General features: G+C 52.0%; 23 protein-coding genes and 1 riboswitch. Of the genes, 14 read left to right on the top strand and 9 right to left on the bottom strand.

The features are described from left to right. Positions 1-58: 58 nt before the first annotated feature. On the top strand, positions 59-3,025 hold the full coding sequence (locus NSS79_RS32335; RefSeq protein ID WP_342437553.1) for an ABC transporter substrate binding protein: 2,967 nt from the start codon (positions 59-61) through the stop codon (positions 3,023-3,025). A gap of 70 nt (positions 3,026-3,095) precedes the next feature. On the opposite strand, the gene NSS79_RS32330 is transcribed toward NSS79_RS32335, so the two are convergent. Then, positions 3,096-4,487: an aldehyde dehydrogenase gene (locus NSS79_RS32330; protein ID WP_342437552.1), complete on the bottom strand. Its 1,392-nt coding sequence runs from the start codon at positions 4,485-4,487 to the stop codon at positions 3,096-3,098. A 74-nt stretch (positions 4,488-4,561) separates the two neighbouring features. Next, positions 4,562-5,269 (bottom strand): Crp/Fnr family transcriptional regulator, encoded by a 708-nt coding sequence (locus NSS79_RS32325; RefSeq protein ID WP_342437551.1) that lies wholly within the window; start codon positions 5,267-5,269, stop codon positions 4,562-4,564. 145 nt (positions 5,270-5,414) lie between these two features. Between NSS79_RS32325 and hcp the strand changes: the two genes are divergently transcribed. Next, complete coding sequence (gene hcp, locus NSS79_RS32320) at positions 5,415-7,067, top strand: hydroxylamine reductase (RefSeq protein ID WP_342437550.1); 1,653 nt, start codon at positions 5,415-5,417, stop codon at positions 7,065-7,067. An 87-nt stretch (positions 7,068-7,154) separates the two neighbouring features. On the opposite strand, the gene NSS79_RS32315 is transcribed toward hcp, so the two are convergent. Both NSS79_RS32315 and NSS79_RS32310 read right to left on the bottom strand, forming a co-directional pair. Beyond that, positions 7,155-8,129, bottom strand: a complete 975-nt coding sequence (locus NSS79_RS32315) for an aldo/keto reductase (protein WP_342437549.1) — start codon at positions 8,127-8,129, stop codon at positions 7,155-7,157. Positions 8,130-8,168: 39 nt separating this feature from the next. Beyond that, positions 8,169-9,056, bottom strand: coding sequence for a LysR family transcriptional regulator (locus NSS79_RS32310; RefSeq protein ID WP_342437548.1), 888 nt, complete (start codon positions 9,054-9,056; stop codon positions 8,169-8,171). Between the two features lie 96 nt (positions 9,057-9,152). Between NSS79_RS32310 and NSS79_RS32305 the strand changes: the two genes are divergently transcribed. Further along, positions 9,153-10,043, top strand: a complete 891-nt coding sequence (locus NSS79_RS32305; protein ID WP_342437547.1) for a DMT family transporter — start codon at positions 9,153-9,155, stop codon at positions 10,041-10,043. 15 nt (positions 10,044-10,058) lie between these two features. Further along, positions 10,059-10,661: a flavin reductase family protein gene (locus NSS79_RS32300; protein WP_342437546.1), complete on the top strand. Its 603-nt coding sequence runs from the start codon at positions 10,059-10,061 to the stop codon at positions 10,659-10,661. Positions 10,662-10,731: 70 nt separating this feature from the next. On the opposite strand, the gene NSS79_RS32295 is transcribed toward NSS79_RS32300, so the two are convergent. Together NSS79_RS32295 and NSS79_RS32290 are read right to left on the bottom strand one after the other, a co-directional pair. Beyond that, the gene (locus tag NSS79_RS32295; RefSeq protein WP_342437545.1) at positions 10,732-12,600 is read right to left on the bottom strand and encodes a flagellar assembly protein A; all 1,869 of its coding nucleotides are present in this window, start codon (positions 12,598-12,600) and stop codon (positions 10,732-10,734) included. Between the two features lie 105 nt (positions 12,601-12,705). Beyond that, a riboswitch (cyclic di-GMP riboswitch) is annotated at positions 12,706-12,798 on the bottom strand. A gap of 269 nt (positions 12,799-13,067) precedes the next feature. Continuing rightward, positions 13,068-14,171: an FUSC family protein gene (locus NSS79_RS32290; RefSeq protein WP_342437544.1), complete on the bottom strand. Its 1,104-nt coding sequence runs from the start codon at positions 14,169-14,171 to the stop codon at positions 13,068-13,070. A 312-nt stretch (positions 14,172-14,483) separates the two neighbouring features. On the opposite strand from NSS79_RS32290, the gene NSS79_RS32285 reads away from it, so the two are divergent. The 4 genes from NSS79_RS32285 to NSS79_RS32270 are packed head-to-tail and all read left to right on the top strand — an operon-like array spanning position 14,484 to position 18,282. Beyond that, positions 14,484-15,590 (top strand): ABC transporter ATP-binding protein, encoded by a 1,107-nt coding sequence (locus NSS79_RS32285; RefSeq protein WP_038597732.1) that lies wholly within the window; start codon positions 14,484-14,486, stop codon positions 15,588-15,590. Continuing rightward, the gene (locus NSS79_RS32280) at positions 15,580-16,392 is read left to right on the top strand and encodes an ABC transporter permease (RefSeq protein ID WP_342437543.1); all 813 of its coding nucleotides are present in this window, start codon (positions 15,580-15,582) and stop codon (positions 16,390-16,392) included. The genes NSS79_RS32285 and NSS79_RS32280 overlap by 11 nt, the downstream gene beginning before the upstream one ends. Beyond that, the gene (locus tag NSS79_RS32275) at positions 16,382-17,212 is read left to right on the top strand and encodes an ABC transporter permease (protein WP_038597726.1); all 831 of its coding nucleotides are present in this window, start codon (positions 16,382-16,384) and stop codon (positions 17,210-17,212) included. Before NSS79_RS32280 ends, NSS79_RS32275 begins: the two co-directional genes overlap by 11 nt. After that, complete coding sequence (locus NSS79_RS32270; protein ID WP_342437542.1) at positions 17,209-18,282, top strand: ABC transporter substrate-binding protein; 1,074 nt, start codon at positions 17,209-17,211, stop codon at positions 18,280-18,282. The genes NSS79_RS32275 and NSS79_RS32270 overlap by 4 nt, the downstream gene beginning before the upstream one ends. Positions 18,283-18,474: 192 nt before the next feature. Here the strand turns inward: NSS79_RS32270 and NSS79_RS32265 are convergent, their stop codons facing one another. From NSS79_RS32265 to NSS79_RS32255, 3 genes are all read right to left on the bottom strand, one after another. Then, on the bottom strand, positions 18,475-19,296 hold the full coding sequence (locus NSS79_RS32265) for a methyltransferase domain-containing protein (RefSeq protein WP_342437541.1): 822 nt from the start codon (positions 19,294-19,296) through the stop codon (positions 18,475-18,477). A 73-nt stretch (positions 19,297-19,369) separates the two neighbouring features. Next, positions 19,370-20,209 carry a 1,4-dihydroxy-6-naphthoate synthase gene (locus tag NSS79_RS32260; protein WP_342440482.1) on the bottom strand — a complete coding sequence of 280 codons (840 nt, stop codon included), beginning with the start codon at positions 20,207-20,209 and terminating at the stop codon, positions 19,370-19,372. 11 nt (positions 20,210-20,220) lie between these two features. Beyond that, positions 20,221-20,913 carry a futalosine hydrolase gene (locus NSS79_RS32255; protein WP_342437540.1) on the bottom strand — a complete coding sequence of 231 codons (693 nt, stop codon included), beginning with the start codon at positions 20,911-20,913 and terminating at the stop codon, positions 20,221-20,223. Between the two features lie 358 nt (positions 20,914-21,271). On the opposite strand from NSS79_RS32255, the gene NSS79_RS32250 reads away from it, so the two are divergent. From NSS79_RS32250 to NSS79_RS32225, 6 genes are all read left to right on the top strand, one after another. Continuing rightward, a complete protein-coding gene (locus NSS79_RS32250) occupies positions 21,272-21,724 on the top strand; it encodes a DUF4879 domain-containing protein (protein WP_342437539.1) in 453 nt (150 codons plus the stop codon). 73 nt (positions 21,725-21,797) lie between these two features. After that, positions 21,798-22,136, top strand: a complete 339-nt coding sequence (locus NSS79_RS32245; RefSeq protein ID WP_342437538.1) for a hypothetical protein — start codon at positions 21,798-21,800, stop codon at positions 22,134-22,136. Positions 22,137-22,389: 253 nt separating this feature from the next. Beyond that, on the top strand, positions 22,390-22,860 hold the full coding sequence (locus NSS79_RS32240) for a MarR family transcriptional regulator (RefSeq protein WP_052092372.1): 471 nt from the start codon (positions 22,390-22,392) through the stop codon (positions 22,858-22,860). Between the two features lie 147 nt (positions 22,861-23,007). Further along, the gene (locus NSS79_RS32235; RefSeq protein ID WP_038597702.1) at positions 23,008-23,409 is read left to right on the top strand and encodes a DoxX family protein; all 402 of its coding nucleotides are present in this window, start codon (positions 23,008-23,010) and stop codon (positions 23,407-23,409) included. Positions 23,410-23,480: 71 nt separating this feature from the next. Then, complete coding sequence (locus NSS79_RS32230; RefSeq protein ID WP_038597699.1) at positions 23,481-24,431, top strand: ring-cleaving dioxygenase; 951 nt, start codon at positions 23,481-23,483, stop codon at positions 24,429-24,431. Continuing rightward, positions 24,428-25,036 carry an alpha/beta hydrolase gene (locus tag NSS79_RS32225; protein ID WP_038597696.1) on the top strand — a complete coding sequence of 203 codons (609 nt, stop codon included), beginning with the start codon at positions 24,428-24,430 and terminating at the stop codon, positions 25,034-25,036. Before NSS79_RS32230 ends, NSS79_RS32225 begins: the two co-directional genes overlap by 4 nt. The last annotated feature ends 176 nt before the right edge of the window (positions 25,037-25,212 follow it).

The following is a 25,212-nucleotide window of genomic DNA, read 5'->3' as shown; positions in this document are numbered from 1 at the left end:
TCGAATTTCCCCGTTTCTGATTTTGGGATGTTTGGGATAGATGAATGGGAGTGTGCTAATGGGCAAGGGGAAAATTCAGCGCAGGTTACGGTATGGCTTGTTTTTGCTTTTATTTATTATGCTCAGCACGGCACTGTATCAGCCGGTGTCCGCCAGTAGCGAAGAACGGCGCCCTCAGAAGGTGCTTGTCCTGCATTCCTATCAGAAGGGCTTTGCCTGGACAGATGAACAGGGTGCAGGCATTGAAGAGCAGCTTAAAGGAGCAGCCGATCCGCCGGTTATCTACACGGAGTATATGGACTGGAAACGATTCCCCAGCAATGACAACCTCGAGCACTTCTACCAGATGATCAAGTTCAAATATCAAGCTCTTCATATCGATGCGATTATCGTTACGGATGATGCTGCCTTGAACTTCGCTATTCAGTACCGCAAGGAAATCCTGAACGATGCACCCATCGTATTCAGCGGCATTAATCAGCTGGGTGTAGACAGTATAGCGGACAAGCGCAACATCACCGGAGTCATCGAAGAGATCGATTCTACAGAAACGATACGAATGGCGCTGAAGATCAATCCATCGATCCGTAAGGTGTACATCGTATTCGACAATTCCGAAAGCGGGCTCTCCACGGGTAAAATGGTCAGTGACCAGATTCTGTCTCTGGAGCGGGGACTCCAGGTCATCCCGATGAACAGCCTCTCCAATGAACAAATCATCAATCAAGTATCCACCCTTTCTTCATCAGACAGCATGGTTCTTATGACTACATACTATAGTGATACAACGGGAAGAATTACTGAATTTGACCGGTTCTCAAGCGAGCTTAGCGAGAGCAGCAGTGTGCCGATATATCATATTTATGATTTTAGCCTGAATCACGGGGCTTTCGGCGGAAATCTGATTAGCGGCAAAATTCAGGGGCAAACTGCAGCCAGCCTGGCTCTGCGGATTCTGGAAGGAGAAAATGCGGGAGAAATCCCTATTGTCTCGGACAGCGCCGTGCGAAAGGTTTTTGACTATAAGGAATTGCAGCGTTTCAACGTTTCCCTGAAGCAGCTGCCGGAAGGCAGCGAGGTCATCAACAAGCCCTTCTCCTTCTATCAATCCTATAAAAAGCTTGTACTGAGCATTGTCGCGGCATTCGCCGTTCTGCTGGCCTTTATTCTCATCCTCCTATTCTACGTGCAATTGGTCAAGCGAATCCGAAGCAACCTGGAAAAAAGCAATGAACGCTTCAGTTTGGCTGCCTATGGTGCGGATGCGGTAATCTGGGATGTGGACATGACCACGATGATCTACTACTTCTCGGACAGCTGGTATGAGCTGCTCGGCTATGAGCGGGATGAAGTGGACGAGAGCCATGGAGGTTGGAGAACTCTTATCCATCCAGAGGACGCAGAACATGAGAACCGCCTGCGCACTGAGCACCTGCAAGGCAAAAGTTCCTACTATTACTGCGAATACCGGATGCGGAGCAAATCAGGTGAATATAAATGGTTTCAGGCCCGGGGCAAGGTGCTGCGCAATGCGGACGGCGGTTTTGTCCGTTTTTCCGGCTCTATGGTTGATGTTACAGACCGCAAAGACTATGAGAGCAAGCTCCAAATGAGCTATCAGGAACTGGAGTCGACCTACGAAGAGCTTACGGCACTGCAGGATGAGCTGCTGGAGCAATATAACAAATTGGTCGATAATCAGGCACTGCTGCAGACCAGCGAAGAGAAATACCGGCTGCTGGCCTATAACGATGTCTTAAGCGGTCTGCCGAACCGGCTGTCCCTTTCCGAGGAGCTGCAGAAGTTTATCAAGGAACACGCTGGAGGGCATGCAGCCTTGTTCTTTTTGGATATTGATAATTTCAAATATATTAATGATACAATGGGCCACACCTTTGGCGACGAGCTGCTGGTCAAGGTCGGTGAACGGCTGCTGGGCTTGTCGGACGACGGACGCAGCAAGCATTTCCGTTTCGGGGGCGACGAGTTTGTGATTCTGTTCGAGAATATCAAGGGATCGGATGAGGTCATCTCCTATGCGGAAGCGCTTGTGCAGGGTTTCAAGGAGCCCTTCCAGCTGAATGCCAGCGTTGTTCACATCTCGACCAGTATTGGTATTGCCCAGTATCCGGAGAATGGGATCAATGCTGAAGAGCTTTTGAAAAATGCCGATATTGCCATGTATAAAGCGAAGGAAGCCGGCAAAGGGACGTATGTATTATACGGACAGGCGATGCAGCAGCATTTTGACGAACGGATGATCATTGAGAAGCATTTAAGAAATGCCATTTCCAATAATGAGCTTTCGCTTCATTATCAGCCGCTGGTGGACACCGCCTCAGGCGGAATCTGGGGCTTCGAGGCTCTGATCCGCTGGAACAGTCCGGTGCTTGGTTTTGTATCACCGCTTTCGTTTATCAAAATCGCTGAAGACTGCCGGTTGATTGTCCCGATCGGTGAATGGGTGCTGCGGGCGGCCTGCCGGTTCATTAAAGAGCTGCATACAGAAGGTTATGAGGGTTACCATATCTCGGTGAATATTTCGGTGATCCAGCTGATGCTGGATGATTTCACCGATATGGTGCTGGGCATTCTGAAGGAGACCGGATTGCCGCCGGAATATTTGGAGCTGGAGATTACCGAGTCGATCTTCATGGAATCCTTCGAGTCGATCAGTTCCAAGCTGGAATCACTGAAAGAACGGGGAATCGGCATTGCCCTGGATGACTTCGGAACAGGATATTCCTCGCTTAGCTATTTGAAGCAGCTGCCGATCACTACGCTGAAGATTGATAAGTCGTTTATTGACAGTATTGATACACCGAACAATATGTCACTGGCCCGATCCATCGTAACCATCGGTCATGATATGGGGCTGAAGGTGACCGCAGAAGGGGTGGAAACCCGGGAGCAGCTGGCTTTTCTGGAGCGTACAAGCTGTGACAAGATCCAGGGCTACTTCATCAGCAGACCCATACCGGAAAAAGAGGTAGCGAGTTGGGTGGAGGGCAGAAGAGCGGGGTAATGGAGCGAAGGATACCGGTCCCCGAACAGGGCGGTATCCTTTTATGCTGTCTTTTGCTAATCGCTGCACTCTATTTCAGCAATCTCCGCGCCAGCTTGACCTTATTGCCGTATGGCGGATAGACAACGCCGAGGTCAAGCTTTGTCCCTCTTTTTACAATGCTCTTGCTGTGGGAAAAGAGATCAAAGCTATGCTTGCCGTGATATCCGCCGATGCCGGAGCCTCCCACTCCTCCAAATGGCAGATGTGTGCTGGCTACATGGGTAATCGTATCATTGATGCAGCCTCCGCCGAATGAAACTCTGGCCAGCACCTCCTGTTCAGCCTGTTTGTCTTCGGTGAACAGATAGAGCGCGAGCGGCTTAGGACGCTCATTAATGCTGCGGATGGCTTCGTCCAGCCGGGTATATTCCATAATGGGAAGTACAGGCCCAAAAATCTCGTCCTCCATAGCCGCATCCTTCCAATCCGCAGGATAGAGCAGTGTAGGTTCTATGTACAGATCCTCCGGCACAACGGTGCCGCCCATAATGACCTTTGATTGGTCCCGCTGAATCATTCCGGAAATTCTGCGCAGCTGGCGGTCATTCACAATCCGCCCGTAATCCGGGTTCTGCTGCGCATCCTGGCCGTAGAACTCCTGAATATAACGTTTCATTAAGGAGATCAGCTGGGATGCCACATCGCTGTGGACGAGCAGATAATCCGGGGCAATACAGGTCTGGCCCACATTGATGAGCTTACCCCAGACAATCCGTTTGGCTGCTATCTCCAGATTGGCGCTCTTATCGACAATGACCGGACTTTTACCGCCCAGTTCCAGTGTTACCGGCACCAGATTTTTGGCCGCGGCTTCCATGACTATTTTGCCGACAGGGACACTTCCGGTGAAGAAAATATAATCAAATTTGGCATGGATCAGCAGATTGGTGGCTTCTTTCTCGCCTTGAATTACTCGGATATAGGACGGTTCGAAGGTTTCCCTGATCATATCCTCTATCACGGCGGTAATGGCCGGGGTGCTCTCCGAGGGCTTCAGTACAGCACAGTTACCGGCGGCAATGGCCCCGATGAGCGGCTCGATCAGCAGCTGAAACGGATAATTGAAGGGGCCGATAATGAGCACGGTTCCGTAGGGCTCGCTGAGGATCCGGCTTTTGGCCGGAAATATATGCAGCGGGGATTTGACCTTGACCGGCTTCATCCAACGCTTCAGATGCTTCATCATATATCCAATGCTGTCCAGCGTGAAGCCGATTTCCGTCGCATAGGCTTCAAATTCGCTCTTGCGCAGATCCTGATGCAGGGCCGCGATAATTTTCGCCTCATTGCGGCGGATGGCATCTTTCAGCTTCTGCAGCTGGCGAAGCCGGAAGGCGTGCTCCTTCGTAGCCCCGCTGTGAAACCACTCACTGTGCCCGGCCAGCATCTGTTCAACGCTTTGGGCTGTTAACTCTGACATAAGTAAAGCCTCCAATATATGATGTGTAGATATAGATGTGTTCGTGTATCCCCGAGAATAGCTTCCGGCAGGAATTACTTATCCTGGCCGGGAGCCGAAGGGACGGTGCGGATGTAGTCGTTCATAGCCATCATATTCAGCAGCGTAATGCTGCTGCCTTTGAAATGAATCCAGCCGATATCGCGCAGATAGCCCATTTCACGGGATAGTGACGGGCGGGCCGTGTTCAAATGCTCCGCCCATTCTTTTCTGCTGAAGGGCAGCCGGATGACCTCGGAGGTTTGCTGAGCGGCTTGCTCCAGCAAAAAGCTGATCACCCGCCGCCGCAGAGGGCCGGCTGATAATATTTCGATCTTCCGGTTGACCAGCACCAGGCGCTCCGACAGATTCTCAATGAAACGTGTGAGCATGTCCGTGTCTGTGGTGAACAACCGGAGCAGCTCCTGCTTGCCGATAAACATGACGGAGCAGGGGCCTGTGGCTGTAACAGTAGCCGGAACTATATTTTCTCTGCGGAACAACACCGCTTCGCCAATGGTCTGTCCCTGATTTAGATGGGCAATGGTTACACTGCTGCCGGTAGGATGGGTTTTCTGAACCTCAATCCGTCCTTCCAGCACAATGCCGAGTTTGTCCGCAGTATCGCCTTCCGCCAAGATCAGTGAATTCTTATGAAAGCTGTTTACGGTATATGTTATTTTTTGCAGCACCGCTTCGATTTCCTTCACGGATTTCCCGCGGAACAGCAGGCAGGATTGCAGTACAGCGGGCTCCGGTTTCATAGCATTTCCTCCAAATTTATAGCATCTGGTAACATCCGTTACCGATTGTATGGCGAAAGTCTACTACAATTAGCCTTAACTGTAAAGGCGGGGCGAACGGAGTCCTGTATTGGTAGCCTATACCTATTAAAGGAGTGAACGTGCAATGAGCAATATGTTTTGTTTTCAATGTCAGGAAGCGGCTAAGGGATCGGGCTGTACGATTCAGGGAGTCTGCGGGAAAACTAGCGATGTGGCAAATCTTCAGGATCTGCTGATCTACACGCTAAAGGGTATTTCCATCTTTGCACGCCGGGGCCGGGAGCTTGGAATGACCGACTCTACCACGGAGAAATTTATTATAGAGGGTATGTTCGCTACAATTACCAATGCTAATTTCATGCCTGAAGCTTTCATTGCCAGAATCAAAGAAGGGTTGATCCTTCGCTCCCAGTGGAGCAGTAAATTGCAGGCAGCCGGAGTAGAGGTTCCTTATGCCGGGCATGACGCGGCTCTTTGGACGGCAGACACCGATGAGGCCCTGCAGGCGAAGGCGGAGACGGTAGGAGTTCTGTCCACAGAGAATGAGGATATCCGTTCCCTGCGTGAACTGCTGACCTACGGGCTGAAGGGAATGGCGGCGTATATGGAGCATGCCGCAGTGCTGGGCTATTACGAAGAAGGCGCACATGCTTTTATGGAAAAAGGTCTGGTGGCGACTCTGGATGATACACTCACGGCGGATGAACTGACTGGACTTGTGATGGAGTGCGGCAAGCTGGGTGTCGATGTGATGGCATTGCTTGACCGGGCCAATACCACGACTTATGGCAACCCGGAAATCACCAAGGTGAATATCGGTGTAGGCCGGAATCCGGGGATTCTGATCAGCGGGCATGACTTGAAGGATATGGAAGCGCTGCTGAAGCAGACCGATGGTACCGGAGTGGATGTGTATACACACAGCGAGATGCTGCCGGCACATTATTATCCTGCTTTTAAGAAATACAGCCATTTCGTGGGCAACTACGGCAATGCCTGGTGGAAACAGGCGGAGGAGTTTGAAAGCTTCAACGGACCGATTCTCATGACGACGAACTGCATTGTGCCGCCGAAGGAGAGTTATATCGGCCGTTTGTATACTACGGGTAATACCGGTTTCCCGGGAGTGCAGCATATTTCGGCGGATGCCAATGGAGCGAAGGACTTCTCCGCTATCATTGAACAGGCCAAAGGCTGTGCGGTTCCGGAAGAGATCGAAACCGGCGAGATTGTCGGCGGATTTGCCCACGCGGCTGTAATGAACGTAGCCGATCAGGTGGTTGAGGCTGTTCAGACCGGCGCCATCAAGCAGTTCTTCGTAATGGCCGGCTGTGACGGCCGGATGAAGAGCCGCAATTATTATACCGATTTCGCTGCCGAACTGCCGGGAGATACCGTGATTCTTACGGCAGGCTGTGCGAAGTACAAATATAATAAGCTTGCGCTTGGCGACATCGGCGGGATTCCGCGTGTACTGGATGCCGGCCAATGCAATGATTCCTACTCGCTTGTCGTGATTGCCCTGAAGCTCAAGGAAGTATTCGGACTTGAGGATATTAACGATCTGCCTATCTCCTACAATATTGCCTGGTATGAGCAGAAGGCAGTAATTGTACTCTTGGCACTGCTGTATCTGGGTGTGAAGGATATTCACCTCGGACCTACACTTCCGGCCTTCCTGTCGCCGAATGTAGCCAAGGTGCTGGTCGATACCTTCGGTATCAGCGGCATTACAACCGTACAAGAAGATATGGAGAAATTTATTGCAGCTGTGTAACTGAATGGCCATTTGTGCCATATGAAAATAGGGGTACTTCTCATTGCTATGAGAAGTACCCCTATTCTGTTTATTTACGGATAACTGCTATGGCAGCCGGTACACCGCGAACGGCTCGCCGCTGCGGAAGGTGCCGCTGGCCTGATCCAGCTTGTCCATGAGCTCAGCATCCGGCTGGAGGGCAACGCTTTGCAGATTCTGCTGCACCTGCTCCACGCGGGTGGCTCCGACAATCACCGTGGATACAGCCGGTTTGTTCATCAGCCAGGCCAGGGACAGCGCAGCCATAGAGGCGCCGGTTTCTTCGGCAATCCGGCCGACCCGGTTCCCCAGCTCAATCCGGCCGGGGGTAAGGAAGCGGCCGAAGTTCGGATCGGTTTCGGCTCTGGAGCCTTCCGGCGGTGCGCCTTCACTAGCATATTTGCCGGTAAGAATACCTCCGGCAAGCGGGAAGTAGGGGATAATCCCAAGTCCTTGATCCAGGCAGAGCGGAACCAGCTCGGCCTCCGGTGTCCGGTCAGCCAGGGAGTAGCTGCACTGAATCGAGCTATACTTGACCAGCTTCCGCGCTTCGCTGATGCCCAGCGCCTTCATTAACTCCCAGGCCGCATAATTGGAAGCCCCGATATAGCGGACTTTGCCCGTGGATACCATATCATCAAGGGTCCGCAGCGTTTCCTCCAGCGGTGTATAGGGATCAAAGGTATGGATCTGATATAAGTCTACATAATCGGTCTTCAGGCGGCGCAGGCTGCCTTCCAGCTCCAGCATCAGGTGATGGCGGGAAGAGCCGCTGCCGTTAGGACCTTCGTGTTTCGGAAGACCTGCTTTCGTAGCGAGAACTGCACTTTGACGTCTGCCCTCCAGCGCCAGTCCGATGATCCGCTCCGATTCGGTGCCGGCATAAATATTGGCGGTATCGATAAAGTTAATGCCTTGATCGAGCGCGGCATGGACGATATCTATGGAGGTCTCCTGATCGGCTCTTTTGCCAAAGGAATTGGTCCCCAGACCCAGTGCGGAGACCTGCAGCCCGCTGTTACCCAAACGGTGAGATTTCAAGTGGTTCACTCCTTTTGTTCAGCATAGTGGTGTATTTCGTCAAAGCACAGACAGTTCTGCCCCGGAGAACAGCTGCAGTGCAGTGTCCATAAATAAGCGGACGGCAATCGAGGTCTCCTCCAGTGTATGGACGGCGAGATGGATATCCCGGTAAGCATCGGGGGCCAGCTCCTTTATGATCACATTCGGCGGCGGAGACAGCAGGGACAGCTGGGACATGACACCAACAGCCAGCCCCTCCTTAACCATATTGAGTGCGGTCATGTAGCTGTTCACTTCGTATTTCACATTCAGCTTGCTGCCTCCCCGAAGGAACAAATCAACGACAGGAGGCTCATAACCTGCCCGGCAGATCAGCATCGGCTCGTCTTCCAGATCCTTGACACAGATGACATGCTTCTCACGGAGCGGATGGCCGCCAGGAAGCACTGCGTACAGTTTCTCCCGGTAGAGCGGAATTGTGGCAAACTCTTCTTGCGGCGGAATAATGAAGCCGACATCAATAAACCTGGTCTCCAGCCATTCCTTAACCTCGGCAACCGAACCTTCATAGAGAACAATCTCGATGTCGGGATATTTCTCGGTAATGGAACGGATGATTTTGGGGACAAAATAAGCAGACGCCACCGGAAAGGCCCCAATGCGGATGAGCCCCTTCTCCAGACCCTTTTCAGCGGAGATTTCCTGCTCAACCTTGTCAAACCCATTTAGAATTTCCCGAAAAATAATCAGAACACGCTTACCGATATCAGTGAGCATCAGCCCGCTGCGCCGGTCGCGCAGCAGCAGCTTCACTGCAAGCTCAGACTCTAGCGCGGAGATGGCCCGGCTGACTGCAGGCTGGGTCATGTTCAGTGCCAGCCCGGCTTTGGTGAAGCTGCCGCTCTCAGCAATTTTGACGAATAGGCGAATTTGATTGTTGTTCATATCGGATTTGGTATGCCCCTCATGAATATAATTCATTTCAATTATGACTGTGCTTATTGTATCATTTGGAATGAAAATAGAACAAGGGGTGATGAGATGCAGCAGCGGAAGAAAAACATTGCTTTGCTTATATTTCTGGTTATTGTCTGGGGAATCAATTGGCCGCTGTCCAAGATTGCTCTAGCCTACGCTCCGCCCTTGTTGTTTGCCGGAATCCGTACGGTTATTGCCGGGGTGATCCTCATTGTTGCTGCGCTTCCTAAAAGGAAGGCCCTTCATTTCAGCAAGCTATGGCCGGTCTATCTGACTTCGGCCTTTCTCAGCATCGTTTTCTATTACGGGTTCCAGACGATCGGCCTGCAGTATATGCCCTCAGGGCTATTCTCGGCCATCGTCTTTCTACAGCCTGTGCTGCTCGGTATCTTTGCCTGGATCTGGCTGGGTGAGCGTATGTACGGAATGAAGATGTTCGGCTTGCTGCTTGGTTTTCTCGGGGTAGCTGCGCTCAGCATTGGCGGATTTACCGGAAGTATCTCCGCCCTGGGTGTAGGGCTTGCCTTGGCCAGCGCGCTAAGCTGGGCCTTGGCGACGGTGTATACGAAACGAAATGCGGTACGGGTAGATATGCTGTGGATGACAGCAATGCAGATCATGATCGGGGGCGTCATTTTGCTGGCTGCCGGTTCGGCTGTGGAGAACTGGTCCGATATTACATGGAACAGCGCCTTTATCGTGAACACATTGTTCATTTCGGTGTTCGTCATTGCGCTGGGGTGGATGGTTTATTTCAAGCTGATCAATGAAGGAGAGGCCAGCAAGGTCGGTTCATTCACCTTCCTGATTCCGCTGATCTCGATCGGGTCAAGTGTAGTATTATTAAATGAGCAGATTACGCTGAATCTGGTAGTGGGTATGCTGCTGATCGTATGCAGTATTATTCTGGTGAATGTTAAGATAGGCCGGGCCGCACGGCGGCTGACAAGTTAAGACAGGGGGATAATCATGTATATTCAGACGGATAGACAAACAGCGCATGATAATTATAAGCTGCTGATCGGCAGCATTGTGCCCAGACCGATTGCCTTTGTAACCTCGGTGGATGAGGCGGGGATCGTGAATGCCGCCCCGTTCAGCTTTTTCAATATTGTAAATGATGATCCGCCTATGGTCATGTTCTCCTGTGTCCGCAAAGCAGGCGGAGAAATGAAGCATACGCCGCGCAATATAGCCGCGAATAAGGAATTTGTGGTCCATATCGTCGATGAGGATAATATTGCTGCAGTCAACCATACCTCAATCAATGCACCCGGCGGAATCAGCGAACTTGAGCTGGCCGGGCTGACGGCGGTACCCGGACAAGCCGTCAAGGTCCCGCGCGTACAGGAATGCAAAATTGCGATGGAATGCCGGCTGGTGCAGCTTGTGGAGCTCGGGCATTGCGATATGGTTATCGGCGAAGTGCTAGGTTTTCATGTAGAGGATGAGCTGATTCATAACGGCCGAATTGATATCGGCAAGCTGAAGCCGGTCAGCCGTCTGGCCGGCGCGTCTTATGCAGCAATTGGCCGGACGTTCGAGCTGGACAGACCTCAGTATGAATCTTGACGGCCAATCCCAAAATAGAAGAATTATAAGTTCAATCTATATAGATCAGATATTTTGGGGCAGAGGAAGGCTAATGCGCCTGATTTCTTAACCGCAGGCTTTGGGCAGTGAAGACAAGATCTTCATCTGTCCCGTCAATCTTGGCGGTATATTCTCCAATCGTCACTTCGCTGTTGCAGATTTTGCGGACTGTAATATTATTGCCGGCGGTAAGCACCGATTTCTCGGAGGACTGCTTCCCTACAGTCTGTGCGCTGATGGAGCCTGCCGCCTCGACTGTGGAGTCCGTGCACTCCGCTTCGTTCATTACGAAACGGACATTGCCGGAAGAGAACAGCTGGCTGTGCAGAATCCCCTCCTTATGAACATGGAGATCTCCGCCGGATTTAATAATGCTATGCTGTGACGAGGCAATGTCGATCCGTGTATTCTCCTCCTGCATCCCGGATATGGCGTCATGCAAATCCTGCAACAGCCTCAGAAAGGTGCTAAGAACAGCATCCGTGAAGAAATCGGTGAACTGCCCCGGGTGCAGGAATACCTCCAGCATATGTCTTAATTGCCCGGTGTCGATAGGATAATCGGGATTCATCCCGGCAATAACATCCTGAAGATCACTGATCAGGCCGGGGAGATGGTCAAATTTGCTTTCCAGCAGCAGCATAACCACCAGACCGTATTTTACGGTTTGCTGGCGTGATTGGACGTTATTCGCCAACTGCTGTGACGCTTTTCTCAGACTGGTCATTTCCTCCATCAAGAGAGCGGAGTACATGCAGAGGCGGTTATGTCTCGCTCCATAATGACCGGAGTACAATTGGCTGCCGACAACCTTGCCCTGGACAAAAATGCTGCCTGTAGCAGTGATTGTCGCATGTGTAACGTCGCCGTATATGTATACATTTCCCAACGCCTCAAGGATGGTCTGGTTTCCGATATCATTGGTGGCGACCACATCACCCGGGAACATCATTTTGGCGGCTTCGGGGTCCGTGTCCCCGGGAACAAGATATGTCTGGGGAAAATCAAAAACCTTGCGGTTCAGACCGCATCCCGTTAAGCGGGGCCTTCCCTGGCATAGGGAGGCGATTCCGCCGTCCGCCAGCAGGGTTATACATTCTTTAGTGACCAGCTGAATGTCTTGCGGCGGCGGGGAGGGAATAATTCCGCCATACACGTCGATGCCGGGCACTCCCTCTTCCGCAGGCAGCTTACGGGCAATGACCTCTCCCTCCTGGACAAAAGGAACCCTTGGATGGTTCAGGAAATCTGCAGGATCGGCAGTCCGAATGAATTCATATTCCCTGTCCTCAGCAAATAACAGCTCCAGCCGGGCATTCTTGCCGGAAATAGGGGCCTTACCCTCTGCGATGCAGACCGGGAGATAGGTAGGGTTGTTCAGCTCTGCATAAAGAGCCGGGATATTGAGATCGCGCATAATGGAGCTTTTCTTGAAGCCGGCGATAATCTGGTCCACCGTAAGGGTGGACAGCAGCAGGCCGCAATTTGGTTCCGCCCGGACCGTGACATCTGCTGCAGCCGGGGAGCTGGCGAGCTTCCAGGCGTACTTTTCTGCACGGTAGAGCGTGAAGTAAACCTTCAGTTTATCTTCGGATACGGTAATCTGATACTGAGGCTTCTCGCAAATCTCCCAGGTGATACGGTCTGTGGGAGTTACTTCCGTAGGATCTGTCACCGTCTTCCGGTTAATATTCAACACCACAGGGTGAACGGAGGAAATGACAGCGGGTTTGCCGCCGGGCAGAGGAGGAGTGATGAATATTTGGTTGTTCTGTACGATAATACGTCCGTTCTTATCCTCATCTCCCCCACGGAGCGGCTTAGCCTGCACAGAGGGCAGAGCCGGAAGATCGGGGTTCCCGATTGGCGTTGTGGTATGAAATACATGCCTGAATTTCTCGATGATATGCTGTGGCATTACTCTAACCTCGCTTCTTCGTATAATCAATGGCATCTGTACAGAAAAGAGCATCATGGACTATGATAGATTGTCTTCACCTACCGGTACCCAAGTCACATCTCAATTGGCAGCCTGGCGACCATGAATGGATAGTCTCACATTCTTAGGCCCATCGCTTTGCGTCCTGCCCTTTCGGGAAGTTTGCCTTTAAAAAATAGATCAATGATATACATTCAGCATGAGGTCATTTAATCGACTCAAATCGACAGGGAATGTTCAATACTGGATTGGTTGCCAAAATAAATCTACAAACAAGCTTAATTCTAGTACTTTAGTATTAATTTTTCAACTTATTAATAATAAATCTCTCTGGTATCCCTTTAAAAGGGACAGCTTTGAGTCCAAGCGATATTACAAGCAAAAACGACCCCGCCTTTTTCTCAAAGGACAGGGTCGTTTCTGCAAAAAAAAGGACGCTCCCAAGCTTATAGCTTGTGGGAGAGCCCTCTTTTAACAAGATGTACGGCGCGCGCGCTTCCGGACCGGACGGAGGCTGGTGCCGGTATAACTGTGGCTGCATAATCGGCCCGTTCAATTTCCTCCAGCACCCGGTTAAGGTGGGAGAAGACGGCTCCGAGATCGCGGACTGCTGTCAGCGAGCATTGACCCTGCAGCTCGGAGAACCAGGCGAACTGCAGATCCCGGGCACGGCGCAGCGCTTCGGGGAGCGAACGGGTGCATTCGGCATCGGACAAAGTCTTGGTTCCATACAAGGCGATGCAGTCTGCGGTTGCCGTTACGACCTCTGTCATCCAGTCAGCTGCGGCATAATGTGCAGGAAGGAAGGAAATCTCCTCGGCGATCTCCTTGACGTAGCGGTGAACCTTTTGCAGATGCGAGGTTGCCTGTGTCAATGACCGCAATCCGCTGCGGCATTGATAATGGGATAACGTATAGTGCAGCTCTTTCTGCTGCTTGTCGCTCTTCGCCAGCAGTTGTCCGGAACGCACCAGCCTCTCCGGAGCCTGCTTGGAGCTGCTGCTCTCTGCGGCGAGTCCGGTCAAGGCATCGGCCAGCAGCAGGGTCCCTTCCAGTGCCAAGCGTTTAACCTTGACGAATCCCCCGGGGGGGACGATAATCATATTTATTATTAAGGCAATCAGCACGCCGATTAAGGTCTCCGCGACTCTCCACACGATATAAGGGTCCTGATAAAAGGTCAATGCCAGTACAGAGGTCACACCAACCTGGGAAACGGCTTGAATGTTAATCCGGCAGGCGGTGGCCACACCAATGCCGATCAGCAGCATCAGCAGAATAGACAGTGCCCCCACGTCGAAGAAATGGCCCACGAGCAGGCTGACAATTCCACCGAGCACAACACCCATCAGACGGTAAATCCCTTTTTCCAGTGAAGCCTTGACGCTTCCTTGGGTGATAAGAATTGCGGCAAGCGGTGCAAAGTATAAATAACTGTCGCCGTGCAGGCTGTGAACCGCAAGCCAGGAGAGTGAAGCAGCAATCGTAACGCGTATCATATATAGAGATAATCCGAATTTTTCAAGGCGGTCCTGTAACCCCTCGTTCATGTTAGTCATCTTCTTTCACATCAATAAGAGAACATTTTTAGGTTTTCAGCAATTTTCATTATAGCACTCAAAAACAACAATAACGGGTACAGTTTTTACGAACTTGTTAAGTTTCTGCGCTGCATTTTAACATTGTAAGCTATCGCATATATTGCATTAATCCTATATGCTATATATATTGAAGTGTGTCGAAGGAAGGGGGGAATTGTCGCTTATCAGCGCTGAGCATGCCACTTTAGATTGTTCCCTGCGAGAAGCGGGTAAAATAGGTTGTACTACATAAGGTAAGGGAGGTCGTTAGCCATAACTACCCTGGAAGGCACTATTATTTCTTTTGACCAGGTTACCAAACAATACGACGATGAAGAAGCCGTGTTAAAAGGAGTCAGCTTCGAGATCGAACGCGGCAAATTCTATACACTGCTGGGACCCTCGGGCTGCGGAAAGACGACAATCCTGCGTCTGATCGCCGGGTTCGCTGAACCAACGGAAGGTTCCATTTATTTGAACGGCAAAATCATCAACCACATTCCCGCCAACGAACGGCAGGTCAATACGGTATTTCAGGACTATGCCTTGTTTCCGCACCTGAACGTATTTGAGAATGTGGCCTTTGGACTGCGGATCAAGAAGCTTAAGAAAGAGGTCATCACGCAAAAAGTGCAGGAAGCGCTGCGTTTCGTCAACCTTGTAGGCTACGATCAGCGGGCCATTAATGAAATGTCCGGCGGACAGAGGCAGCGTGTAGCGATTGCCCGGGCCATCGTCAATGAACCGCAGGTGCTGCTGCTCGATGAGCCTCTTTCGGCACTTGATCTGAAGCTGCGCACGGAAATGCAGTACATTCTGCGGGAAATGCAGCAGCGGCTGGGCATCACCTTTATCTTCGTTACCCATGACCAGGAGGAAGCGCTGGCTATGTCCGACTGGATTTTTGTCATGAACGGCGGACGCATTGAGCAGAGCGGAACGCCTAACGATATTTATGATGAGCCGATCAACCGCTTCGTGGCTGATTTCATCGGCGAGTCGAACATTGTGCCCGGTGTGATGATTGAGGATTATATCGTTGAATTTAACGGCCACCGCTTTGAATGTGTGGATGCGGGGCTGAAGCCGAATGAAGCGGTGGAGATCGTGATCCGTCCGGAGGACCTGGAGATTGCTGCCGTTGAACAAGGCAAACTGCGCGTCCGCGTGGATTCCCAGCTGTTCCGCGGCGTGCATTACGAGATCAGCTGCTACGACGGGTCCGGCCACGAATGGCTGGTCCATTCCACGCGCAAGGCGGAGGTCGGCAGCGAGATCGGGCTGTATTTCGATCCGGAAGCGATTCATGTTATGCGTTTCGGGGAAACGGAGGAAGAATTCGACAGACGTCTGGAAGCTTACGGCGAGGTGGAGAGCCATGAAGAGTAAGGGCCGGTCGTATTTCCTCATCCCTTATTACTTATGGATCGCCCTGTTCGTCATAGCGCCGGTGCTGCTGATTGTCTACTACTCCCTGTTTGATCTGGACGGGCATCTTACACTGGACAACTACGTGAACTTCTTTACACCGGTATATATGAAAATGATGCTCAACTCCTTCTGGTACGCGATCCTGATTACGCTGTTCTCGCTGCTGGTGGCTTATCCGGCGGCGTATCTGCTGACCCGGACGAAGCATAAGCAGCTGTGGCTGCTGCTGATCATCCTGCCGACATGGATTAATTTACTGCTGAAGACGTATGCCTTTATCGGTATCTTTGGGACCTTCGGGCCGGTCAACAATGTCTTTGACCTGCTGGGCATCGGAGAGCAGCAAATCCTCTTTACAGGTTTCAGCTTTGTCTTTGTCTCGGTATATATCTTTATCCCGTTCATGATCCTGCCGATCTTCAGCGCTCTGGACGAGCTGAACCTGTCCCTTGTAGATGCGGCCCGCGATCTGGGTGCCTCCGGGTGGACGACGTTCCGGCGGGTCATATTCCCGCTGACCATCTCCGGGGTGCGCTCCGGCTGCATGGCGGTATTCATTCCGGCGCTGTCGCTGTTTATGATTACCCGCCTTATCGCCGGCAACCGGGTCATTACGCTGGGCACCGCCATTGAGCAGCATTTTCTGGTCACTCAGGACTGGGGCATGGGCTCTACAGTTGCCGTCTTCCTGATTGTTATCATGGCGCTGTTCATGATTCTGTCGGGCAGCTCGCGGAAAGGGGTGCGGCATGAGAAGTAATAAGAACGGAATTTCAAATCTGTACCTGGTGCTGGTCTTTGCTGTGCTGTACGCACCAATCTTCTACCTGATGTACTATTCCTTCAACAGCGGCGGGACGATGCATGGCTTCGAGGGCTTCACGCTGGATTATTACCGTGAGGTTGTGCAGGATACGCGGCTGATGATTATTATGATCAACACGTTGGTGATTGCCCTGCTGTCTTCGGCGATTGCTACGCTGATTGCGATCATCGGCGCGCTGGCCATTCAGCGCATCCGCAGCCGGAGGGCTAAGAATACACTGCTCTCACTGAACAACGTGCTGATTGTCAGTCCCGATGTCATTATCGGCGCGTCTTTCCTGATCCTGTTCACGATTGCCGGGATCAAGCTCGGCTTCGTGTCGGTCCTGCTCTCGCATGTCGCATTCAGCGTGCCGATTGCCGTGCTGATGATCCTGCCGCATCTGCAGGACATGAGCCCGACGCTGACCGATGCTGCGCGTGATCTCGGGGCCAGCCGCCGCGATGTGCTGACCAAGGTGATTCTGCCGATCATTAAACCCGGGATCTTCAGCGGCTTCTTTATGGCCCTTACCTATTCACTGGATGACTTCGCGGTGACATTCTTTGTGACAGGCAACGGGTATTCGACACTCTCGGTGGAAATCTATTCCCGGGCGCGGCAAGGTGTATCGCTGTCGATTAACGCGTTGTCCACGCTGATCTTCCTCTTCACCATCTTGCTTGTCGTCGGTTATTATTTCCTGAACCGCCGGAAGCAACGCCCGGCGGTTCATATCGCAGAGCCGGCCGCTGAAGTGGGGGTGCCTAGATGAAACAGCTGGTGAATGCTTTTCTGGCGATTCTCATCGTCGCATTTGGGCTGATGTTCCTGGCTTCTAGGCTGAATTCGGCTGAGGGTTATACAGGCGGCAATACGCTGACCATCTATAACTGGGGCGATTATATCGAACCTGAACTGTTGAAGCAGTTCGAGCAAGAGACCGGGATTACGGTCATTTACCAGACCTTTGATTCCAATGAGGCGATGCTGACCAAGGTCGAGCAGGGCGGGACAACCTTTGATGTTGTTGTGCCTTCAGACTATGCTATCGCCAAGATGCGGGAAGAGAAGCTGCTGCTTCCGCTGGATCACAGCAAGATTCCGAATCTGGCCAATATTGATCCGCAGTTCATGGATCTTTCCTTCGATCCGGGAAATCTGTATTCGGTGCCGTATTTCTGGGGAACAGTAGGCATTATCTACAACCCGGAAATGACGAAGGGGATTGATTTCAGCAGCTGGGATTCCCTGTGGGACAGCAGGCTGAACAATAATATCTTCCTGGTTGACGGGGCCCGTGAGGTCATGGGGATGGCGCTGAACAGCCTGCATTATTCCGTCAATGACCGGAATGAGGATCACCTGCAGGAAGCGCTGGCCAAGCTGAATAAGCTGTCTCCCAATGTGAAGGCCATTGTCGGCGACGAGGTCAAAATGCTGCTGGCGAACGAAGAAGCAGCCGTCGGGATCGTATGGTCCGGCGATGCCTCGGAAATTATGGATGAGAACGACAAGCTCGATTATGTGGTGCCGGAGGAAGGTTCGAACAAATGGTTCGACAACATGGTCATTCCGCGCACGGCAGCCAATGTGGAAGGGGCGCATAAGTTCATCGACTTCATGCTCCGTCCCGATGTGGCGGCGAAGAATGCAGAGTATGTCGGTTATTCTACACCTAACGTTCCAGGGCTTGCGCTGCTGCCGGAGGATATTTCCGGAGATACCCGCTTCTATCCGCCGGCTGAAATTACCGACCGGCTGGAGGTTTACGACAACCTCGGCAAGCGGATGCTCGCCCATTACAATGAGCTGTTCCTGAAGTTCAAGATGAACAAGAAATAAGCTGGTGGCATAACCATAACATGCCAGTTAGTCATAGCCAGTAGAAAGCGCCCAAATGCGGAGATTCCGTATTTGGGCGCTTTTTTGTTGGGACGTGTAAAGATGGGAGACTTAAATTGAAGAGAAAATGCACTCTGATAAACTCAGAAATCAGTTTTTTGGGTTCTATATAACAGATAGCCGTTTCCAGCATTATTTGATCCCGACTCTCATCCGGTAGCTGATGTGTACTGGCAGGGTGCGGCCCTGAAAATACTGCTCCACCGCTACGGAGAAATCGGAAATAAGCTGCTCCAGTGCGGAAGAGCCGAGCTTCAGAACGGTTTGAATGCCGCCTTGACTGAGTGCCAGCCCGACATAATGTTCGGTATTACATTCTTCTGTATTATGAAAAACAATTTCCCGCGCAAAGGAGAAGCAGCCGCTGGCCTCTATCCGGCCCAGATGTCCTTCTTTATCCCATTTATGCGCCTGTTCGGCAGATGGCTGGAGTACACCAAGCAGTTTATCAGCGGCGGATATCAGCTGTTTGTAGCGGGTTTCAATATCCGCCTGTAGTACGAGCGGCCAATCGCAGTCATATGCGGCGAACACCCCGCCTTGGCGCAGGCAGCGGGAGATTTCCTGCAGCGTGCTTACCGGCTCCATCCAGTGGAACGACTGGGAGCAGGTGATGATATCAACACTGCCAGAGTCAAAGGGCAGCTGGTTGGAGTATCCTTGGATAAAGGACAGGGATTGTTGCTGTCCTTGCCGGGCAAGCTTGTCAAGCGCTTTGGCCAGCATGTCGGGGTTAGGTTCTATGCCGACTACGGAGTCGGCACCCTCTCTCCACAGAAAGGTGGACAGTCCTGTTCCGCAGCCTATGTCGGCCACGAGGGCAGGGCGGCTGCCCAAGTAATTCGTCAACAATTCAGTAACCAATTGCGGGGCTTCCGGGCGGTAACGGTCGTATTCGTCCTGAAATCCCAAGAAGCGGTCGATGTTTTGCTTGCTGTTGCCTGCAGGAATCATTGAATCCTCTCCCATCACTGATCTTTAGCTTCATTGTAAATTTAAAAGCTTCCGAAGTCATCTGTTTCAAGCTCTAACGAAGCAGCTCAGGAGCAACGGCGGGCACGAGACCCTCGGCCGCGGCGCGGTTCAGCAGAGCAGAGATTGCTGCGTAGCCGTCCTCCCCGAGATTCATCGAGAACTCGTTCACATAAAGATCAATATGTGATTTGGCGACTTCCGGAGACAGCTCCTGGGCGTGGTCCAGGACATAATCTCTGCTTGCTGTAGGATGATCCCAGGCGTACTGCAGCGAACTGCGTATCCAGCCGGAGAGGGCTTCGCTGTCCAGATCGCGGCGGGCGATAATTGCCCCAAGCGGTATAGGCAGTCCGGTATCGCTTTCCCACCAGTTGCCAAGATCGGTCAGCATGTGGAGGCCATAGGAAGGATAAGTGAACCGTGCTTCGTGAATCACCAGTCCGGCATCAATCTGCCCGTCACGCACAGCAGGCATAATCTCATCGAAAGGCATGACGACGATTTCGGATGGACCGCCCGGTACCTGCTGCGCGGCCCATAGCCGGAACAGCAGATAGGCGGTGGAGCGCTCACTGGGTACGGCGATTCTGCGGCCCGACAGCTCCTTGGGATGTTTGATCGCGCCCGGCCCTTTGCGGGTCAGCACCAGCGGGCCGCAGCCCCGGCCAAGTGCGCCGCCGCAAGGCAGCAGCTTGTACCGCTCCAGCACCCAGGGAAGGGCAGCATAGGAAATTTTGAGCACCTCAGGCCCGGCGCCATCAGCAGCCAGACCGTTTGTAATATCAATATCTGCAAAGGTAACATTCAGCTTGGGTGCATCCTCTACTAGCCCGTGCGCCCAGGCATGGAACACAAAGGTGTCATTGGGGCAAGGGGAAAAGGCAATATTCAGTTCGGTTGTCATTACAGCACCTCCAGTAGTATCGCAGCCGCGGCCGCGAGAGCATCCATGGCTTCATTGATTTTCCACGCCGCCCGGTCGCGCGGGCCGACCGGGTTGGAGATCGCGCGCAGCTCCAGCGCTGCGATCCCGAAGTGCCGGGCGGCCACGGCAACCCCGTGGCCTTCCATCGCCTCCGCGACGGCACCGGGATGCCGCGCGGCCAGAGCGGCGGCCGTCTCCGCGGTGCCGGTCGCCGTTGACACGGTAAGCACAGGGCCTGTGCTTACCGTAAGCCCGGCCGCTGCGAGCGCGGCCGCAACTGCCTGCACCGTGCCGGAGTGGCCCGGCACGGACACGCGGCCGAAGCCGAGCTCGGCCGCGCTCCGGAAGCCCTCCGGCGTCTCCGCCCCGAGGTCGGCGGCAATCATCTCGCTGGCGAGGGCCAGCGAGCCTACGGGCGCCCGCCCGGGGAACCCGCCGCCGATCCCGGCGCTAATAACGCAGCCGTAGCTTCCGGCTGCCAGAGCGGCGGCGGTGCCCGCCGCCGCTGCTGCGGTGCCTGCGCCCGCAGCGATGACGTGGAACCTGCTGCTGCCCCTCAGGCCGCGCAGGACCGCCTCCCGCTCGGCTTCGACAGCGGTTACGATCAGCACGCGCGGCAGAGCTTCCTCCACGGCTTCGCCGGTAGAAATTGGAGTAGAATCTGATTTCATTTCTCAGCCTCCTCCTATTAATATAGCTCGTAATGCAGCTGGGTAATACAGGCCAATATTCGCTAGGAAAAGGATACGCCGTTTTGCAGTTAAGGTCAAACTGGGGAATTTCTGTGGATGTTAACAATGCAGATTGACGAATTCTATCAATGAGAATATTCTAAAATAAGGAATAATATTACATTATATTCCTGTATTATGAAGCTTGCGGTAGGGTTACATCTCATTTAGAGTTTAGCTTCTACATCTATTCATTGTAAAAATGCCTTGAAGGGAGGCGTTCATAAGTAGGCTTAATATACCGTGAGCAACGAACCATTTTAGTCACGTCAAACAAAATCGGGAGAGGATGTTTTTGATGATTAAAAAATGGATAGTTTCTCTTATGGTCTTGGCTTTATTTATGATTCCGGTTGCTGCTTCAGCTGCACCTGCGCCTGCTTTAACCAATCTCCAATATACAGGAATTACATCTGACGGCAACAACTTCATTTGGGAGAACATTAGTCCTAACCAGACAGTTGCCAATGTAACACTGACAGGTACGAAGGGATATATTTCCGTATATGCTCAAGGGACTATGCAAGCACCTAATTATCCGGTTCTCCGCCAAAACGGTTCAATGATACCTACAACCCAATCGGCACCCAATCAGTTTATTACAGGTCCGGGCAATATTGTTGTGGGTACCGTCTATTATCGTTCTTTTGATTTAAACGATGTGCATACAGGTAACATTTCAGTTACAGCTAATAATTTTTTACCTCCAAACCGGACGTTCACAGATACTTTATATATCACTGTTCAGTGATAATGAAATTCCTAACATTTACCAATTCCTAAGCCGATAAATAAATTATTAATGCGTAAAGGGGAGAGGTATCTTGACGATTCAAGCAGTGGGAGCCGATGGGAAATTCACAGCTGAGTTTGCCGCCTATACAAATTTGGTAGTGGTGAATCGCTTGAAACAAACGCTTAGGGGTAACGAGGCAGAGAAGAATACTTCAATGACATTCCAGCAATTTATGGATGCAGTTCGCAAGGAAGAGGTTGTGCACCAAAGCAATTCGCGGGCAGTATCCAAAGAAGAGCTTGCTGACAACCAGGTTTATGAGACCCAGAATGGTTTAAGTGCCTTTGTGTCTCAGCGGTTTGCTACTATCCAGAAAGCCTACGAACTGGGTTTGGTTGATCAGTACGGTGTTCTGCTATCTAACTAAGAAGCAAAAGCATAAAAGGCAAAGCTCCTGCGAAATTTCGGGAGCTTTGCCTTTTTTAGACAGTCATAATTAAATCTATCGAGAAACAAGCAGAGATGATTCATCCTGGGATCTGATGGTATAAAGGCGGTGAGCAGATTTTGCTTGAATTATGCAAAAACTGTTGACAAATTTCCCGCGCAGGATTATATTTATCTTAACTTAAAGATAATTAACTTAAAGATAAATGCCGAAAGCATTGGAGGTGTACAATATGAGCGACTACAATGAGTTGATCAGCAAGACGGCTGGCGCATCGGATCAGGAGCAGGCTTCATCACTGAAATTGTTCGTGGTCTTGTCCAAAGCTTATAAGAGCCTGATGGATTTGGCAGTAAAGGATATGAAGAGCCATGGTTTAGCTTCTGCCGAGTTTATGATCCTCGAGGTGCTCTATCATAGAACGCGGATTCCGCTGCAGCAGATCGGAGAGAAGATTCTCGTTACCAGCGGGAGCATCACTTACAATATCGACAAGCTGGAGAAGAGAGGACTGCTGAAGCGCGTTCCCTGCAGCGATGACCGGCGAGTGACTTATGCGGAGATTACCGAAGCGGGCCGCGAGCTGTTTGACGATATTTTCCCCCGCCATGTTTCTTCTATTCACGGGATGATGGGCGGTCTGAATCAGGAAGAGAAGGAACAGGCAATAGAATTGCTAAAGAAGCTTGGTAAAGGCATTTAGGTTAGCGGCGTTCTCCTAAGAACGGGGCGGGAAGCTTGCTTATCAGCGTTTACCAGGCCAGCAGCAAGTACAAGGTTCAACTATATTTTTTTAGCTAATATCTTAAGGTTAAGATAATTAAATTAAAGAGAATGGAGAGGGTATAAAATGGTTAGTGTAGGGTTGTTATTGATAAGATTGGTGATCGGGATTGCTTTTATTGGACATGGGGCACAGAAGCTGTTTGGCTGGTTCGGAGGATACGGTCCAAAGGGTACGGGCGGCTGGATGGAATCCATCGGCATTAAGCCGGGGGTCGCGATGGCGGTGCTGGCAGGAATGCTGGAGCTTGTCGGAGGCTTGCTGTTCGCAGCCGGACTCCTGACTCCTGTGGCCGCAGTATTGATTGCCGCAACGATGCTCGGCGCGATTATCAAGGTTCATGCTCCGAACGGATTTTGGTCGACGGCCAACGGAATCGAGTTTCCATTAACGGTGCTCGTAGTCGCAGTAGGTGTGGCTTTGACCGGAGCAGGTTCGATTTCGCTGGATGCCCTGTTTTTTAACTAAATCGGATTATACGCCAGATGTTTATCTATTCAAACTTATCATCTAAAAAAACCTTAGGGAGATGACTTATAATGACACTTCAAACTGCAGGGATTCACCATATTACAGCTTTTGTCGGAGATGCTCAGCGCAATGCCGATTTCTATGCCGGAATTCTCGGCCTGCGGCTTGTAAAAAAGACAATTAACTTTGACGCCCCCGAGGTTTACCACCTCTATTTCGGGAATGAGCAGGGTGCACCGGGCACCATTATTACCTTCTTTCCTTGGTCGACAGGGCGCAAAGGCCGGATTGGCGGCGGGCAGGTTGGCGTAACCACTTACGCGATTCCGGTTGGTTCGATGGCTTTCTGGGAGCAGCGGCTTGCCGCATATCAGATTCCGGTTACCCATGTAACCCGGATCTCTGAGTCTTACCTGTCTTTCAGCGATTACGATGGACTGCGGATTGAGCTGGTGGAACGCGAAGCGGGTCCGCGGAGTACCTGGTCCTTTGCCGGAGTGACTGCAGAGCATGCCATTAAAGGTTTTGGCGGGGCTGTGCTCTACAGTACAAATCCCGAAAAAACGGCCGATACGCTTACCCGCACACTCGGAATGGAGCTGATCGCCAAGGGGGACGGTTATATCCGTTACGGCTCTACTGCCGATCTCGGCAATATTATAGATCTTAAAGACTCGCCGGTGCCGCAAGGAGCCGGAGGCTCGGGAACCGTTCATCATATCGCCTGGCGCGCTAAAGATGATGCCGAGCAGCTGGAATGGGGACGCCATGTGCAAAGCCACGGCTACCAGCCCACTCCGGTACAGGACCGCCAATACTTCAATGCCATCTACTTCCGTGAAGAAGGCGGAATCCTGTTCGAGATTGCTACCGATCCTCCAGGGTTCGCCAATGACGAGGCTCCGGATGCGCTGGGCCAGAAGCTGATGCTTCCGGCATGGTTTGAACCGCACCGTGCCCTGATCGAAGAGAATTTGAGCCCTTTTGAAATCCGGGAAATTGAGGTGAAGCAGGGATGATTCATGTCTATCGCAAAGGAACAGACGCCAACCAACCAACACTAGTATTATTCCATGGCACAGGTGGAAACGAGCAGGATTTGCTGCCGCTGGCGGAGCTGCTGGCTCCCGGCGCTTCTGTACTGGGTATCCGGGGAAATGTGCTGGAGAACGGCATGCCGCGTTACTTCCGCCGTCTGGCTGAAGGTGTCTTTGATGAAGAGGACCTGATCTTCCGCACCCATGAGCTGAAGCAGTTCCTGGATGTAGCGGCGGCGCAGTACGGTTTCGATGCAGACAATCTCGTAGCCGTCGGCTACTCCAATGGAGCGAATATCGCCGGCAGCCTGCTATTTCATTACGGAAACCTGTTCCGTTCGGCAGTGCTGCTGCATCCGATGGTGCCGCTCCGGGGGCTTGCGATCCCTTCGCTTAACGGCGTTTCGGTCTTCATCGGTGCGGGCACCAATGACCCGCTGATCCGGGCAGAAGAAACGCGGGAGCTGGAGCAGCTGCTGCAGGGGGCGGGGGCTGAAGTTACCTCCCACTGGGGTAATCAGGGACACCGCCTGAGCGCGGCCGAGGCTGAAGCAGCCCGTGATTGGCTGAACCGGAACAGCAAATAATTTCAGGAAAGCTACAACTACAACCGCCTGCGGGGCCGCTGATAAGTGAAGTAATGTCGCTTAGAAGCTCCTGCGGGCGGTTTTTGCTGTCAGGATATTGTGCAAGCCAGCCTTTTGTTTGCAGATAGCCATGGGGTGTAGCAAATTCCTCCGGTTTTTGGTACGATGGACTTTAA

Origin of the sequence: Paenibacillus sp. FSL L8-0436 (assembly GCF_038593025.1) — a bacterium.
GTDB lineage: Bacteria > Bacillota > Bacilli > Paenibacillales > Paenibacillaceae > Paenibacillus_AQ.
The sequence above is the reverse complement of the archived record's forward strand: the minus strand, read 5'-3'. Positions and strand labels throughout refer to the sequence as shown.